Source organism: Larkinella bovis (assembly GCF_042655385.1).
In the GTDB taxonomy this organism is placed as follows: Bacteria; Bacteroidota; Bacteroidia; order Cytophagales; family Spirosomataceae; genus Larkinella; species Larkinella bovis.
This window is the reverse complement of sequence record NZ_JBHSMA010000005.1, coordinates 408,226-422,937: the sequence shown is the minus strand read 5'-3', so window position 1 is coordinate 422,937 and position 14,712 is coordinate 408,226. Positions and strand designations below refer to the sequence as shown.

The following is a 14,712-nucleotide window of genomic DNA, read 5'->3' as shown; positions in this document are numbered from 1 at the left end:
ACCATCATCATCAACTTGCGTCGGTTGAGCCAGAACCACAGTCGGGGCCACTGAATCGCCAACGCACTTTTGGAAAAGCGCCAGCAGGCTTCAATTGGCCACCGACGGGCATAAGCCAGCACCACCGACCAAAGTTGATCCGCATCCTGACAAGGCTGATTGGTCTATAAATACCACGGTTCTTTCCCCTTCCCAATCCGGCAGACAACCAGCCATAAAACTTGCTGAGGGTAATCCGGATGGGTAACGGGTAAGGCCAAGCCCCCTTACGCCACTGGTGCTGGTGGGCATCCCAGATCGCACGGCGCACCTGAGCCGGTTTGCTACGGGCAATCTTCCAAGCGTTTCGTTGCCCCTTCTGATCCACAAGTTGGTAGCGTTGGGGCCAGCGCAGCACAAAGGGCACCGCCTGCTCGATCAGCTTGCCCAGCCCGCGTTTCCCAGCATAGCCCAAACACAGGCCACAGCGACCGAACGCCTTAACAGCCTCCTGCAGTAGGCCGGTCTGGAGCAGTAAGCGGTCCTGAGCGTGTTCACCCCGCGGGGTGTACCACCAGAAGAAGGCAATGCAGGGATGAGTCTTCAAACCAGCCAGTAATAGACCCATCCACTCAAAGCCGGGTACAGGCACGGGGCGTCCGCCGGGCGGATTAAAGAAACCGGGTCTGCTGCCTTTGAGCCGTTTGGCTTTGCTGCTCCGAACCGCATATACGCCTTCCGAGCGGATACTCTCGGATTTTTCGATCACACTTTCGTCCCAGATCAAGACCCCGACCTGAGGCTGATCCTGTAGCTGCTGGGCCACGTTCTGGGCTTTCTCCAGAAGAAACGCTTCAATCAGTGTGTGACTCCAAGCTTTACTGCGAAGCAGGTTGCTGATGCGTTTGGTTGCGGCCGGAGCGTGTTGCTCACCGAGGAGTTTACCGCCCAACTCGCTCAACAGTAACCCCAGACTGTTAGGTCGGAAGCGAATAATGCCCCCTAACAAAGCCTCATAAGAAAACCTTCCGCTTAGTAGTTCGCACCACTAAATTCGGAAGGTTTTCGCTTTTAAAACAGAGTTATCAAACTTCGGGATGACTCAGGTTTACTAACATTTAAGCCTCTCTACCACGGTTTTGAGGTCCCTTGTACAAGCCACATTTTAGCGTAATGGTGATCCTTGCTTTGGCCGGTAGGAATAAAGTTGGTATTGCCCAGCCTTTCTACGGCCTCCTTGTAATTGGCGATGTATTTGGGATCCAGGTTGGGCGTAGGGTACATATAACGGATTGGCAGAGCCGCGCCGAACTGCGCCACCGGACCGGTCTTGAGGGCGGGATAACCCGTCCGTCGCCAGTCGAACCAGGATTGGATGCTGAACCAGGACGAGATCCATTTTTGCTCCAGAATCCGTTCCTGCTTATTGGCCGCGCTCGCGTAGTTTACACCGGGTTGCGCATAGTACGTATCAAATTTAAAGCCGGTGGCGGCCAGCGCCCCTTCTTTGTCCATCGACGCCTGGACCGCTTTTTTGTAATGCGCTTCCGCATCCGTGGCACCGAATCCGCCCAGCAGGGCAGCCTCAGCCAGGATAAACTCAACTTCGGGGTAATTCATGAAATTCATCGCTACATAGGGATCGGAATTGTTCCGATACCGGTCATGAATTAAGGAAATGTAGGGGTTACGCTCATTGGGATAAACCGCTACATCATTTCCCTTGTTGTAGACAATGCCCTGCGTAATGGGAAGACCGACCGGTAACCCTACATAAAGGTTGGTATCGGCGCTGGAGGCCACGGTTGGCACATAAACCACGGAAAATGTCTCCCCGAACAGGTTCGTGACCGACTTCGTGGTTTCTGTTTTCACGTTGGCATCCCATTTTCTCAGTACCGGGTTGGCCCAGCGCTGCAACCTCGGATCGTTCAACTGAAGCAACTTGTCAACGAGCGGTTTGGCGGGTTTGGTCAGCCGGTTGGGCGTAGCCGTCGCCAGCGGGCCGCCGGGCTGGGCGTTGTCGGAGTTAGTCCCCAGGAACGCAATGGTGGCATCATCGGCCTTGCTGGTAAATGCGCTGGCAGCCGCTTCCTTGAACTCGGTTTCCAGATTGATCCCCAATGCCGCCATCTCCGCCTTTTTATCCGCCAGACGAAGGGCATACCGCAGCCGCAGCGAATTGGCAAACTTCCGCCATTTGGTCGCATCACCCTTATACATCACATCGGAGGTGGCGCTCACCACGTCCTTCGGCGTCAGGTTTTGCAGCAGCTCGTTGGCTTTTTTCAGGTCAGAGAGAATGCCCTTGTAGACATCGGCCTGTTTGTCGTATTTTGGAAAAAACGACCCGGTGCTGGCCTGCAGGGCCTCGCTGTACGGGATGTCGCCATAGAGGTCGGTCAGCAAGCCGAACAGCATGGACTTCATGGTCAGCCCGATGCCCTGGAAGAGCTTGTTGTCATCCCGCACGCCATTATCATAAATGATCTGCACGTTCCGCAGGATATCGTAGTAGCTGCCCCAGCCATCCTGCGTCCAGGCATACTGGTTCTTCTCGGCCGCCCCTTCGTTGGTTCCCGCCTGCATATACTGCATAGCAGCCGCGATCTTGGAGCCGTCTCTACCAATATTGAAGACCAGCTTTCCGCTATTCACCAGGGAATAGGTTAGAACGTAGTTGGACGACACATTTTCCGGACTGTTGGGATTCTGGTTAATCTCGGTAAGGTCCTCCTTACAGGCCGATACCCATAAACACATCATCGCCAGCAAAGGAACTCTTAATGCTTTTATCGTTTTCATTTTCACTTCCCAATATTAAAAGTCTACATTCAATTTAGCCCCGAATGAACCCGTGAAAGGCATTACGTTGTAATACTCCACGCCCTGCGACCAGCCAGCACCGTTGGGTCTGAATGCGCGCTCGGGATCAAGGCCTTTAATACCGGCTGCCGTCCACATGAAGAGGTTGTTCGCCACGAACCCAACCGATGCATTCTGCAAATGCAGACGGTTTACGAAGGTTTTGGGCAGGCGGTAGGTAATCGAAACTTCTCTCACTTTCACGTACGTGGCACTGTACATGTTTTTTTCCGCAAACGGACGGTTGGCGTAACGGTAAGCGCTGAAGGGATCCAGCCATTTACTGCCGGGGCCGCCCAGGTTTTCGGTATAAACCGTATTGCCATTGGCATCCTTGGTGGCAACTACGCCGGGGTTCAGGCTGGCATCCTGCACCCGTCTGCCCGCTTCCACACTTCCTTCCGGCCAGGCGAACCCGTGGTATTCGGCATTGCGGCCGCCCACCCAGCTACCCAGATACTTGTCCGGATTCTCTTTGATCTGCTCGGCCAGGCTCCGGTTCGGATCGTAACTTTCGCCGGTCAGGGTTTCTTCCAGCTGGCCATTGTTACCCAGGAACATCATCGTATTGGAGTAGAACGACCCGCCCATGCGCCAGTCTACATTGGCAAACAAGGTTATGTTTTTGTACCGGATCGAGGGTTGAACGCCCATCAGAAACTGGTGATTGAAGTTCCCGATCTTTTTCAGGTTGTTCACATCGTTGTCGGTCTGGTAAAGCCCTCCGCTGGTCACGATCGGATAACCGTAGTACGGCGAATTGGTGTCTTTCACTTTCAGGATCGGGGCCGCGTAGATGTCGCCCACCTGACCGCCTTCGTACGTCCGTACTTCAGCCCCGGAGTAAGACGCAAACGAGAAGTACTTGATGCCGTCCGCCAGTCGGGTGATGTATGTGCGGTTTCGGGTCAGGGTGAAATTCATATCCCAGCTAAAGTCCTCCGTTTTGATGGGCGTCGTGTAAAGGGCCATCTCAAATCCTTTGCTTTCCACCAACCCGGCGTTGATCTGCTTGGAGTTTGCTCCGGATTCAATGGGCGTTACAATTGACAGAACCTGGTTTTTGTTGCCTCGCTGATAGAACGTTGCGTCCAGTCCCAGGCGGTTGTTCAGGAATTTCAGGTCAAGCCCGATCTCGCTCGAGGTGGCAATTTCTGGTTTCAGGTCCGGGTTGGTGAGCGTTCCCCCCATGTACATACTTTTGGCAGAACCCCAGTCGAGAGCGGTCTGGTAAATCCGGCTGTAGGCGTAAGGCGCTACGTCGTTCCCCACCTGCGCATAGCCCGCCCGGATTTTAGCAAAGCTCACAAAACGCGGCATTTCGATCATTTCGGAAGCAATCACGCTGAGCGAAGCCGACGGATAGAAATACGAATTGTTCCCTTTCGGCAGGGTGCTGGTCCAGTCGTTACGCGCGGTCAGGTCGAGGTAAACCATGTCTTTGAACCCGATCGAAGCCGATCCGTACACACCGTACAGTTTCTTGCGGTTCAGCAGGCTGTTGTAGGCAACGGCTCCGGGAGCGCCATTGGAAATGTTATACACGCCGGGTACCACCAGGGCGGTGGCCGAAGTCGCCAGACTGCGTCCGTATTGCTCCAGGCGGTTTACGCCGGCCAGAGCGTTCAGGCTCCAGGCGTCGCCAAAGTTTTTCTTGTAGCTCAGGAGCAGGTCAAGGTTGGTTTCCTTGTTGTAGTTGTTGGAAACCTGATAGGCACCGTTCAGAGCCTCGAAGTTGTTATAGGCCTTTTTAGCCTCCTGAATTTCGGTATATGAGTCGCGGGAATACCGGCCAGTGAGCGAAAACTCCTTCGTGATATCGTAGTCGAGCTGGATCTTGCTCACCACCCGGTCGCGTTTAAAGCCGGTGGGATTCTCGTATACCAGGTAGAACGGGTTATTTTGTTTGTCCTTGTATTTCCGCTGCGCAATGCCCTCCTGACCGGGAAGCCAGTAGTCGCGCAGGTCGTTGATGTTTACCTGAGAACCGGTTTCGTAGACACTCCGGACCACGTCATTGCGGCTTTGGTCGATGATCGGCCGGTTGTTGGAACCCGATTCGGTGATGTTCATATTCACCGACGCCCGCAGCTTGTCGGTCAGGTTATAGGTGGTGTTCAGGGCCAGCGTCAGGCGGGACAGATCCGTGTTCGGAATGATGCCCCTATTCGTCATATTCCCGAGCGACAGCCGGAAGTTGCCTTTGTCGTAGTTTCCGTTAACCGAAATGTTGTTCGTGTTGGTGATACCGGTCTGGAAAAAATCCTTGAAACGGTTGGGATAAGAAACCAGGGGCACCTTCTGTCCATTGCTGTTCCACAAGGCCCACTGTTCGCCTTTGTCGAGCGCAGCGCCCCAGCTTTCATTTTCCTGCTCCTCCAGAACGTGCGCACCGGTTTTACCCGATCCGAATTTGTTCTGAACCCCTACATATTGCAGGGGAACATCGGCCACCACGGCGGTGTTCAGCGATATGCCAATGCCTCTTTTGCCTCCCGCGCCGGATTTCGTCGTGATCAGCACGACCCCGTTACCGGCCCGTGACCCATACAGGGCGGCCGCACTGGGGCCTTTCAGGACGGACACATTGGCAATATCGTTCGGGTTGATATCGGAAATGGGGTTCCCCATGTCAGCGCCCCCAAACCCGTTGTTGAGCTTGTTGGCAACCGGAACGCCGTCAATGACAAACAACGGCTGGTTGTCGCCGTTCAGGGAATTGGCCCCGCGGATGACCATGCTCACCGACGACCCCGCGCCCCCGCCCATCTGCGAGATCTGAACCCCGGCCACTTTGCCCGACAGCGCGTTCAGGACGTTGTTCTGGGGCGTTTCTGTCAGAGCTTTGCTTTCGACATTGCCCACCGAATAGCCCAGCGACCGCTTTTCCCGCTTGATCCCGAGGGCCGTTACGACGGCTTCCTGCAGCGTTGCCACGCTTTCACTCAGGCTAACGTCAATGATTTTCTGGTTGCCAACGGGAATTTCCCGCGTGTTGAAACCAATGTAAGAGAAGACCAGCGTAGACTCGCTGCCCGTCACATCCACGGCATACTTTCCGTCGCCATCCGTGGTCGTACCGACCTGGGTGCCTTTCAATACGACGTTGACGCCCGGCAAGGGAGTGCCATCGGTGGACGAGGTTACGCGGCCCGTCACCGCCGGGCGGGTGGTTCGCTGCGCCCAGAGGGGGCCGGTACGAAGCCCGAGCAGCCCGATCAAAACCAGGGCACACTGAACAAGTAATCTACCTGTAGATTTTGTTTTCATGGAAAATAAAGGGTTAGGAATAAGACAAAACACCATTGGGCCTGCCTAACACACCGTTTAGACAGGGTATTTACGGATCAGGTAATCGAAAGCTACGGGCTTAGAAAAACCGTAAGATTGGCCGAATCAGAAAATTTTCTTTTATAAAAACCGGCCAGAAAACGGACTTCCCTTCCGGGCGATCTGCCGGTTTTTCGCCGGACGGAGAACGGAGTAGCTGGCTTTTATTCGCCGTACGGAGGTAGGCCAGACATTTCGTCCGCAAGTGGATGAATAGGTAGGTTTCCAGGGCATGCCGGGTCTGGAAGTCGGGGTCTTCTGCCTGCATTTCCGCAAAAATGGCATCAACCATTTGTTCAGCCGCCCCGGCATCCTTAATCAATGATTTACAAAATGTAAACGCAACAGCCCTATAGTCAATCGAACTGGAAGCCAGTTGATCTGCTTGAGTCGCTCGACAGAGGAATTGCTCAGTTGCCGAAATCATTCGTCAGGAGTACGATGGTTATATAAAAGAAAAGGATACTTCCAGTTATTCGCACAACCTGGCTCCCAGGCTGCGTTCACAATAAGATTGTATAATACCGCCCTCCGCCTGCCACAATCTCCCTTCATTGCCACAAGCGACATATATAGCTGATTTACAGAAAACTACCCTTCAATTTCTAACAACTCTCCGGGTATCAAAAGAGAGCCAGGAAAAACCAGCATTTACAGGATACAATAATATCACAATATTATAACAATAATTACCTGGTTTTTTATACGTTTATAGCAATTAATTATACGAATTTACCACAATTAAACAGCCTCCCTTTTACCCGGAAAATGAAAAAGGCCACCGGACCCCACTGCGCTTCCTGATCCCGTTCCGGCCAACCGGCCGATCGGCAGTGGGCAAACGCGTTGTGGAACCCGGTTCTTCGTTCCGGCTAGCTGCCTGCCCAAAAAATACCTTGGAGAGCCGGTTTGATTTTTGTAAGTTTACGCATGGCAAAACCGGAAACCCTCGAAGAGCTTTACCAGCAAAAATTCAACTGGTTACCCACCAACCTGCAACAGGAGATCGGGCATTTCAATGTCTTCCGAATAGAAGATTGCATTGGCCAGGGGAAAGCACCCATCCAGTACAGCCGCCGGGATTATTACAAAATCACGATGATCCGGGGCAAAAACGTGTACCATTACGCGGATAAGAGCCTGGAAGTCGACGGAACAACGCTCATGTTCTTCAATCCGCAGGTGCCCTATAACTGGGAATCGTTTTCCGACGCCCCCAGCGGTTTTTTCTGCATTTTCAAGGAAGCGTTTTTTACGGAGAAGATTCGGGGCAACCTGCACGAACTGCCGATGTTTGCCAATGGCGGCAAACCCGCTTACGTCCTCAACTCCGCTCAGGATGAGCAGGTAAGCCAGCTGTTTCAAAAGATGCTGACCGAAATCGCTTCGGATTATCCGTATAAATATGATCTGCTGCGCAACTACGTCACAGAATTGATTCATTACGCCCTGAAAATGCAGCCGACCGAAACCCTTTACCAGCATACGGACGCCAAAGCGAGGATTACGGCGGTTTTTATTGAGCTGCTGGAACGCCAATTCCCGATCGAATCCCCCTCGCAACGGTTTAAACTGCGGTCGGCCCGCGATTATGCCGAGCAGCTCTCCGTGCACGTCAACCACCTGAACCGGTCCATTCGCGAAACCACCGGCAAAACCACCACCGATCATATTGCCGAGCGGGTAACCAGTGAAGCCAAAGCCCTGCTGAAACACACGGACTGGAATATTTCCGAAATCAGTTACACCCTCGGATTCGAAGAACCGGCCCATTTCAACAATTTTTTCAAGAAACAGACCCACCTGCCCCCTTCCGCTTTTCGCGCTGTTTGAATTTTGCAAGTATCGGTTTGAAAACCGCAATGTTGCACGTAGTCGGTCACCCTACTTTTGTTCCATCAAAACGAACAAAATTATGGATACTCAAAACGTATGGTTTGTTACCGGAGCCTCCAAAGGTCTGGGACTTTCGCTCGTCAAACAACTGCTGAATGGCGGCTACGCGGTGGCTGCAACCTCCCGGAACCTCAACGACCTTCGCCGGGCAGTCGGTACCCGCAGTGATAATTTTCTACCATTGGCAGTCGATCTGACAACCGAATCGAGCGTTGCAGAAGCGATTGAAAAAACCGTTGCTCATTTCGGAAAAATCGATGTTGTCGTGAATAATGCCGGATATGGCCTACTGGGCAGTCTGGAAGAATTGACGGACGAAGAAGCCCGCGAGAATTTCGAGGTGAACGTCTTCGGCTCGTTGAATGTCATTCGGAAAGTGCTGCCGTACCTGCGCCAACAACAGTCCGGCCACATTTTCAATATTTCGTCGATTGCCGGCTTCACGGGAGCCTTCCCCGGTTTTGGAATTTACTGCGCGACCAAGTTTGCCGTCGAAGGGTTTTCGGAATCGCTGTCCGAAGAAGTCAAGCCGTTTGGCATCCACGTCACCCTGGTAGAACCGGGTTATTTCCGGACTGAATTCCTCACCTCCGGTTCGCTGGGCGTTCCCCAAAATCAGCTTGAGGCCTACCAGGCAGTGCGAAATTTGCAGCAGGCACACCAGCAACAGATTAACGGCAACCAGCCCGGCGATCCCGAAAAAGCCGGGGCCGCCCTGATCCGGGTCGCCAGCGAAGCCAACCCGCCCCTGCACTTGTTTTTGGGGCAGGATGCCTATGTGCTGGCGCACCAGAAAATCGAAGCCGTCCGGAACGAACTGGAAACTTGGAAGGCGCTGAGTATTTCGACCGGTTTTGAAACCCCAACGGTTTGACCCGTGTAAGGCCAACCGTAAACAAAAACCGCCTTCAGGTAGACCGAAGGCGGTTTTTGTTTATAAGCGCCCACAAAAGCGATTTACCTTTCATTAGCCTCAAAATCCTGCTTGGTAAGCTGTTTCAGAACACAAGCCGATACGCGTTCAAGGCCAACATCCAAGTACTTAAATTTATTGAGTATTTACACCTACATACCGTTAAGTAAATTATCATATCATTTTTGTGCAACGTCGCCTATTGCCAGCCGTAGCCAATGCAAAAAGGCTTACCTTTGAAGCAGTTTATAGAAGCCTTGGCGCCTAATAAGCAGTAAAATACCGGGATACGGATAGCTTAATAAACGCAGCCCTAACACTGTATTTTGAGTAAAATCACAGGGCCAATACTCAAATAAAATATGAAAACAATTGTACGGCTTCCGAAAGAACCCCAGATTCTTTCGCTAATCAGAAAATGGGTTGCTTCACTGGGGCCCGTGATCACGTTGGTCATAGAGCGGGATTCCTGGAAGTTTTATATTACCGCTCTCTGTGCCCTGTATTGCATCATTACCTCGATGCCCAACTATTTGAATTTCTCGGAAGAAGCCCTAAAGCGGTCGCCGTACCACGAGCTGCTGCTTGAAAATTATCAGGCGTTGGACCAGCAATCCAAGGTACCTTTTCAACCGCAACACGTAGAAACCAGCTCCCATTCTTCCAAATTAGCCTTCCGATTTATACCGGCCCTACTGCTTCATTACGTACCGGTAACGGACTTATTACCAAAAATGTTAAGTCTGTACCTCATCAATAATCTCTTCGGTTTATTGTTCTTTATCAGCCTATTAAGTCTCGTATTTAAATTCTCCAACGACAAATTATTTGCGACGCTGGTTGCCTGTAACTTCTCGATTTTATACACCGGAAAAAGTTTTTTTCACGATACGTATTTATGGAATGACGGCATCGCTTTTACGTTCATCCTCTTCAGTCTTTTAAGCCGGAATGCGATGGTGGTTTTAGTGTGTCTGCTGGCGGCTTACTTCACCGATGAACGGGCCCTCTTCAGCGGTTTGCTGGCCTTCGCTTTCCATAAAATAGTGACGACCGATTCCAAAAAACCAGACACTCTACTCACTACCAGTGACTTACCTTTCATTCTTTCGTTTATCGTTTACTTCACCATTCGCTTTTTGTTGGGGCATTTCCTGGGCTTGAAAACGCCTTCGGGAAATCACAGTGGTGTACTGCCTTTTCTGAGGCTGATGGATGACCGTTTTATCTGGACCAATGTGCTGGGCTTCTTGCTGGCTTATAAACTTGGCTGGTTTTTTATTCTGGCCCCCATCTGGTGGCTTCGGAACAACCGGTTATTTCTAGCTATTTATTGTTCCGGTATCGTTGGCATTATCGCGGCCAGCTTCTCGGTCGGTGATTTATCCCGGAGTTTAGCATACGGTTTTGTCGCCTTACTGATTGGCGTCTACCTGCTTTATAAAAAGAGTACGGACAAACCGCACTGGCAGCGGAATCCGACGCTGTTCATGCTGTTTATGCTAAACTTTCTGGTGCCTACCATTTCTGTCGTTGGCACGACGATAAAGTTTCTCCCACCCGTCAATAAACTATTCGCCATTGTGGTTGAAAAAGGCGGTTTTATCGCTACGTTCTAGCACCGGCATCGTCCTTTATCCGGAAAAGGATTTACCGTAAGGATCAGTTACACAAAAGCCGCCGTCCCTTTGAGGGACGGCGGCTTTTGTGTAACTAGAAAAACCGGCCCAAACGCACCGGTTTTTAAGACTTACTCAACGTTATGAAATTGTTAGGACCTTTGATTCTATTGACTGCAACTATCGCGGTTAAGGGTCGATGTCAGTCTAAAACTGGGTTAAATTTGCGTATTTTTCATTAAAAAACGATTAAAAAATCTTTTTATTATCTAATAAAATTCCGGATTCGCCGATACTGGAACTACTTATCCGGTGATCCACTACAGAACGATTCTCTGCGGTCCTACCTCCTTTGCGGTTTTGCTTCTCCGCAAAAAGTATATAGTTTCGTACAGATGCCGCCATTTCTGCGGTTTCCGCCCGAACCCTAACCTTTCCACAACTATGCGCAATCTGCTTTTTCTCTTCTTTTTCTGTCTGGCCCAGGCGGTTTTTGCTCAGGACTTAATCAGCAACCGGCAACGGGAAATTGTGTTCAAATCCGTTCATGTCATCCCGATGGACCAGGAGCGTGTCCTCGAAAACCAGACGGTGGTGGTGAAAGACGGCCGGATTACGGCCCTCGGTGCCGACGGAAAAGTGAAATACGGCAAAAACGCGCAGGTCATCGACGCCAAAGGCAAATACCTGACGCCAGGCTGGGCCGAGATTCACGCCCACGTGCCGCCAATCGACGATATAGAACCGATGAAAGATGTGCTGATTCTATACCTCGCCAACGGAATTACGACCATTCGCGGGATGCTCGGTCACCCCAAACACCTTGAACTGCGCAGCAAAATCAACAGCGGTGAAATTCTGGGGCCCCATTTCTACGCATCCGGCCCGTCGTTCAGCGGACAGACCGTGAAAACACCCGAGCAGGGGGCCAAAATGGTCCGCGACCAGAAAGCCGCCGGGTACGATTTTCTCAAATTGCACCCTGGTTTAACGAAAGAGACGTTTCCGGCCATCGCCAAAACCGCCAAAGAAGTCGGCATTCCGTTTGCCGGACACGTTTCGTTCAACGTCGGAGCCTGGATGGCCATCGATGCAGGTTATTCGTCCATCGACCACCTCGACAGTTTCATGGAAGCCATCACGCCCGGCTCTGATACGCTGGTGGAGCAGGAAACCGGTCTGTTTGGCGCCTGGATTGGCTACCGGGCAGACCCGGCCCGCATTCCGAAACTGGTGAACGGCTTACGAGAGAAAAATATCCGGGTGGTGCCGACCGAAGCGCTGGCCGAACGCTGGCTGTCTCCGCTGCCGGCGGAGCAATTTGCCAAAGCCCCGGAAATGAAATATATGAAAGCCGAGGAGGTACGGAACTGGACGAACACGAAGAACAACTACAACAACAACCCAAATTTCTCGCCCGAAAAGGCCCAGAAATACATCGATATGCGCCGGAAAATCCTGCTGGCCTGTCAGAAAGGCGGGGTCGATATTCTGCTGGGTTCCGATGCGCCCCAGGTGTTCAACGTACCTGGTTTTTCGATTCACCACGAAATGCGCTACCTGGTTGATGCGGGGCTGACACCGTACGAAACCCTGCGGACCGGCACCGTCAACGTCGCCAAGTACTTCAATAAACCGGATTCGGGCACCATCAAAACCGGCAATGTCTCGGATCTGGTGCTGCTGAGCGGCAACCCGCTGAACGATATCGGCCAGACCCAGAACATCGAAGGCGTCATGATCGGGACGAACTGGCTGTCGAAAGCGTATATTCAGAAGGAATTGAAAAAACTGGAGAAACAGTGATTACTTTCCGCCATTTGCTAAACCCGCAACATCATGTCAACCTACCCGAATCCCTCGCCCGAAGCACTGCGCGATGATTTACACCAAAACCGTGATAACGAGCACGTTGGACATACGCTTCTGTTCGAAAATGAGAAGGTGAAAGTGTGGCACATCAGCCTGCAACCGGGCGAACGCATTCATTACCACCGCCATAATTACGATTACTTCTGGACCGTTTTGCAGGACGGGCAGGGTGTCTCCAACCAGGAAGATGGCCGCCAGATACCGCTGACATTCCGGAAAAACCAGACCTCTTTTTACTACATTCTACGGGATGGACCGGCGATCCACGATTTGCAAAACACCGGCGATCAGGTGCTGGAATTCGTAACTACTGAGTTAAAATACTGATTTTTACCCTTCTATACCATCTCACCTACATCCTTTACTACGTATGGAACCAATTTTAGCTGCCCCCCTCCCCTTTCCGGGCGTCGTGATCAAACCCGGTCATAAGAACAAAGCCACGGTTCGCGCCATTCAGCAACGGCTCAACGAATTTGGTTGCGGACCTATCGAAGTAGACGGCGATTTTGGCAAGCAAACGACGCTGGCCGTCAAAACATTTCAGGCCCGGTTTACGGACTCGGATGGTTTACCGCTGGTGATCGACGGAAAAATTGGCTCCATCACCTGGGCGGTCCTTTTCGGTACCCAGTCCGTTCCGGTTACCAACGACACGCCTTCTCCGCTCCTACAGGCGGTTTTGGCTTTCGCCGTCACCCAGATCGGTGTTTTGGAATCGCCCCGGGGTTCCAACCGTGGGCCGGAGGTCGATCAATACCTGCGTTCGGTGGGCCTGAACCCGGCAGGAGGAAACTTTGCCTGGTGCGTCGCGTTTCTTTATTTCTGTTTTCAGCAGGCTTCGGCTAAATTAAACCGGCCCAATCCAATGATTAAAACGGCGGGTGTTATGGATCACTGGAACCGGGCGGCTACCAAACCGGTTCCGCGCATCACCACCACCCGGGCCATCAATAACCCGTCACTGGTCAAACCGGGGCATATTTTTACGATTAGCCTGGGGGATGGTCTGGGCCATTGCGGAATCGTCGAGCAAGTCATTGGCGGAAAGCTGGTTACCATCGAAGGCAATACCAACGAAGGGGGCTCCCGGGAAGGAATCGGTGTATTTCGACGGTCGTTGCGGAAAATCGTCGATATCAATAAAGGCTTCATCGACTACAGTACTTTATAGCAAGGGTGCGAAATCATCACGCATGCGACCGGTGGTGTAGCTGCCGGTTTTTTTGTCCCTATCGGCCTCAAAAAAGCCCGGATGAGAGCAGTTGTTTCATCCAGATCAGCAGCTTTCTGGAGCCAATAACTGCTGACAACGAATTCAGGACTATCCCCTGCGGATCGGTTTCAGGTAACCAGGTCTTGCCGGTGGTGACCGACATCCTCCTGAAAACAGATTTCCTCCTACTAAACACCCCAGGCTGTGCCTAGCGCGCCCCTTTACAGATACGCTTACGCTCCCTAAAAACCGTATTTGTACGCTAAAACCCTACTAATTAACGGGTTAATTTCGCTAAACACTGTCCAAAAGCTCATGAAAACACCCTTCACCCTGACAGTAACCGGCCTACTGGCGGCCGGTTTCCTGCACGCGCAGCCCTCCGATCCGAAGGTTGCTGCCGCACCTCGGCCCAAACCGAAGATGGCCGTTTCGCTACAAGTCGGTGTACCAGTTATCAGCCCTTCAACCGCGTTGAAAAAGACCATGAATGATAATAATCTAGGCGGATCGACCGCTTCCTGGCTCGGATTCACCGCAGATTATCCCGTTGTGAAAGGTTTATTGGCGGCAGAGTTGCACGTCGAACGTTTTATGGACCGATGGGCCCTGGCCATCACCACCGGTATTGCCAAAGGAAGTATTCACGGTAAAAATTTTACGAAGGTCGATTGGCGAAGCTTTTCGCTGAGTCCACAATGCCGCTTTTACTCACGCCAACACATCACCCGATTCAGTGTCGGGCCCACCGTACAATGGCAGCAAACCGCATCGGCGGAAGGCGTATCCGGCCGTTATCACACACGAAAAACGGTTGGCCTGGGGGCAACAGCCGAAGGAGCGGTTCGGTTTCCGGCCCGTTCAAGGCTATACCTGGAGCTGGGAATCGCCGGCCAGATGATAGTCAATCAACACAAAAATGAAATTATTAACTGGGAGAATGGCTACCGGACGGCCATTCCCTTTACCATTCCTTTCAGTCAGGTCCGAACCAGTTTTGGCCTGGGAGTCAGGCTTTAACC

General features: G+C 52.0%; 12 protein-coding genes. 7 read left to right on the top strand and 5 right to left on the bottom strand.

Translation table 11 applies throughout. From position 1 onward, the window contains the following. Window positions 1-10 precede the first annotated feature (10 nt). From ACFPMF_RS18175 to ACFPMF_RS18160, 4 genes are all read right to left on the bottom strand, one after another. Window positions 11-940 carry a hypothetical protein gene (locus tag ACFPMF_RS18175; protein WP_379847955.1) on the bottom strand — a complete coding sequence of 310 codons (930 nt, stop codon included), beginning with the start codon at window positions 938-940 and terminating at the stop codon, window positions 11-13. A 167-nt stretch (window positions 941-1,107) separates the two neighbouring features. Further along, on the bottom strand, window positions 1,108-2,784 hold the full coding sequence (locus ACFPMF_RS18170; RefSeq protein ID WP_379847953.1) for a SusD/RagB family nutrient-binding outer membrane lipoprotein: 1,677 nt from the start codon (window positions 2,782-2,784) through the stop codon (window positions 1,108-1,110). A 15-nt stretch (window positions 2,785-2,799) separates the two neighbouring features. Then, window positions 2,800-6,114 (bottom strand): SusC/RagA family TonB-linked outer membrane protein, encoded by a 3,315-nt coding sequence (locus ACFPMF_RS18165; protein ID WP_379847951.1) that lies wholly within the window; start codon window positions 6,112-6,114, stop codon window positions 2,800-2,802. Window positions 6,115-6,214: 100 nt separating this feature from the next. Then, the gene (locus ACFPMF_RS18160; protein WP_379847949.1) at window positions 6,215-6,601 is read right to left on the bottom strand and encodes a hypothetical protein; all 387 of its coding nucleotides are present in this window, start codon (window positions 6,599-6,601) and stop codon (window positions 6,215-6,217) included. 503 nt (window positions 6,602-7,104) lie between these two features. On the opposite strand from ACFPMF_RS18160, the gene ACFPMF_RS18155 reads away from it, so the two are divergent. From ACFPMF_RS18155 to ACFPMF_RS18130, 6 genes are all read left to right on the top strand, one after another. Next, window positions 7,105-8,007 carry a helix-turn-helix domain-containing protein gene (locus ACFPMF_RS18155; protein WP_379847947.1) on the top strand — a complete coding sequence of 301 codons (903 nt, stop codon included), beginning with the start codon at window positions 7,105-7,107 and terminating at the stop codon, window positions 8,005-8,007. Window positions 8,008-8,089: 82 nt separating this feature from the next. Then, entirely contained in the window at window positions 8,090-8,944 is an 855-nt protein-coding gene (locus ACFPMF_RS18150; protein ID WP_379847945.1) for an oxidoreductase, read from the top strand. 401 nt (window positions 8,945-9,345) lie between these two features. Continuing rightward, window positions 9,346-10,602, top strand: a complete 1,257-nt coding sequence (locus ACFPMF_RS18145) for a hypothetical protein (protein ID WP_379847943.1) — start codon at window positions 9,346-9,348, stop codon at window positions 10,600-10,602. 444 nt (window positions 10,603-11,046) lie between these two features. After that, window positions 11,047-12,408 (top strand): amidohydrolase family protein, encoded by a 1,362-nt coding sequence (locus ACFPMF_RS18140; protein ID WP_379847941.1) that lies wholly within the window; start codon window positions 11,047-11,049, stop codon window positions 12,406-12,408. Between the two features lie 33 nt (window positions 12,409-12,441). Then, entirely contained in the window at window positions 12,442-12,801 is a 360-nt protein-coding gene (locus tag ACFPMF_RS18135) for a cupin domain-containing protein (protein WP_379847939.1), read from the top strand. A gap of 43 nt (window positions 12,802-12,844) precedes the next feature. After that, window positions 12,845-13,648, top strand: coding sequence for a peptidoglycan-binding protein (locus ACFPMF_RS18130; RefSeq protein ID WP_379847936.1), 804 nt, complete (start codon window positions 12,845-12,847; stop codon window positions 13,646-13,648). Window positions 13,649-13,715: 67 nt separating this feature from the next. On the opposite strand, the gene ACFPMF_RS18125 is transcribed toward ACFPMF_RS18130, so the two are convergent. Beyond that, window positions 13,716-13,853 carry a hypothetical protein gene (locus tag ACFPMF_RS18125; protein ID WP_379847933.1) on the bottom strand — a complete coding sequence of 46 codons (138 nt, stop codon included), beginning with the start codon at window positions 13,851-13,853 and terminating at the stop codon, window positions 13,716-13,718. Between the two features lie 92 nt (window positions 13,854-13,945). Between ACFPMF_RS18125 and ACFPMF_RS18120 the strand changes: the two genes are divergently transcribed. Next, window positions 13,946-14,710: a hypothetical protein gene (locus ACFPMF_RS18120; RefSeq protein ID WP_379847930.1), complete on the top strand. Its 765-nt coding sequence runs from the start codon at window positions 13,946-13,948 to the stop codon at window positions 14,708-14,710. Window positions 14,711-14,712: the final 2 nt, after the last annotated feature.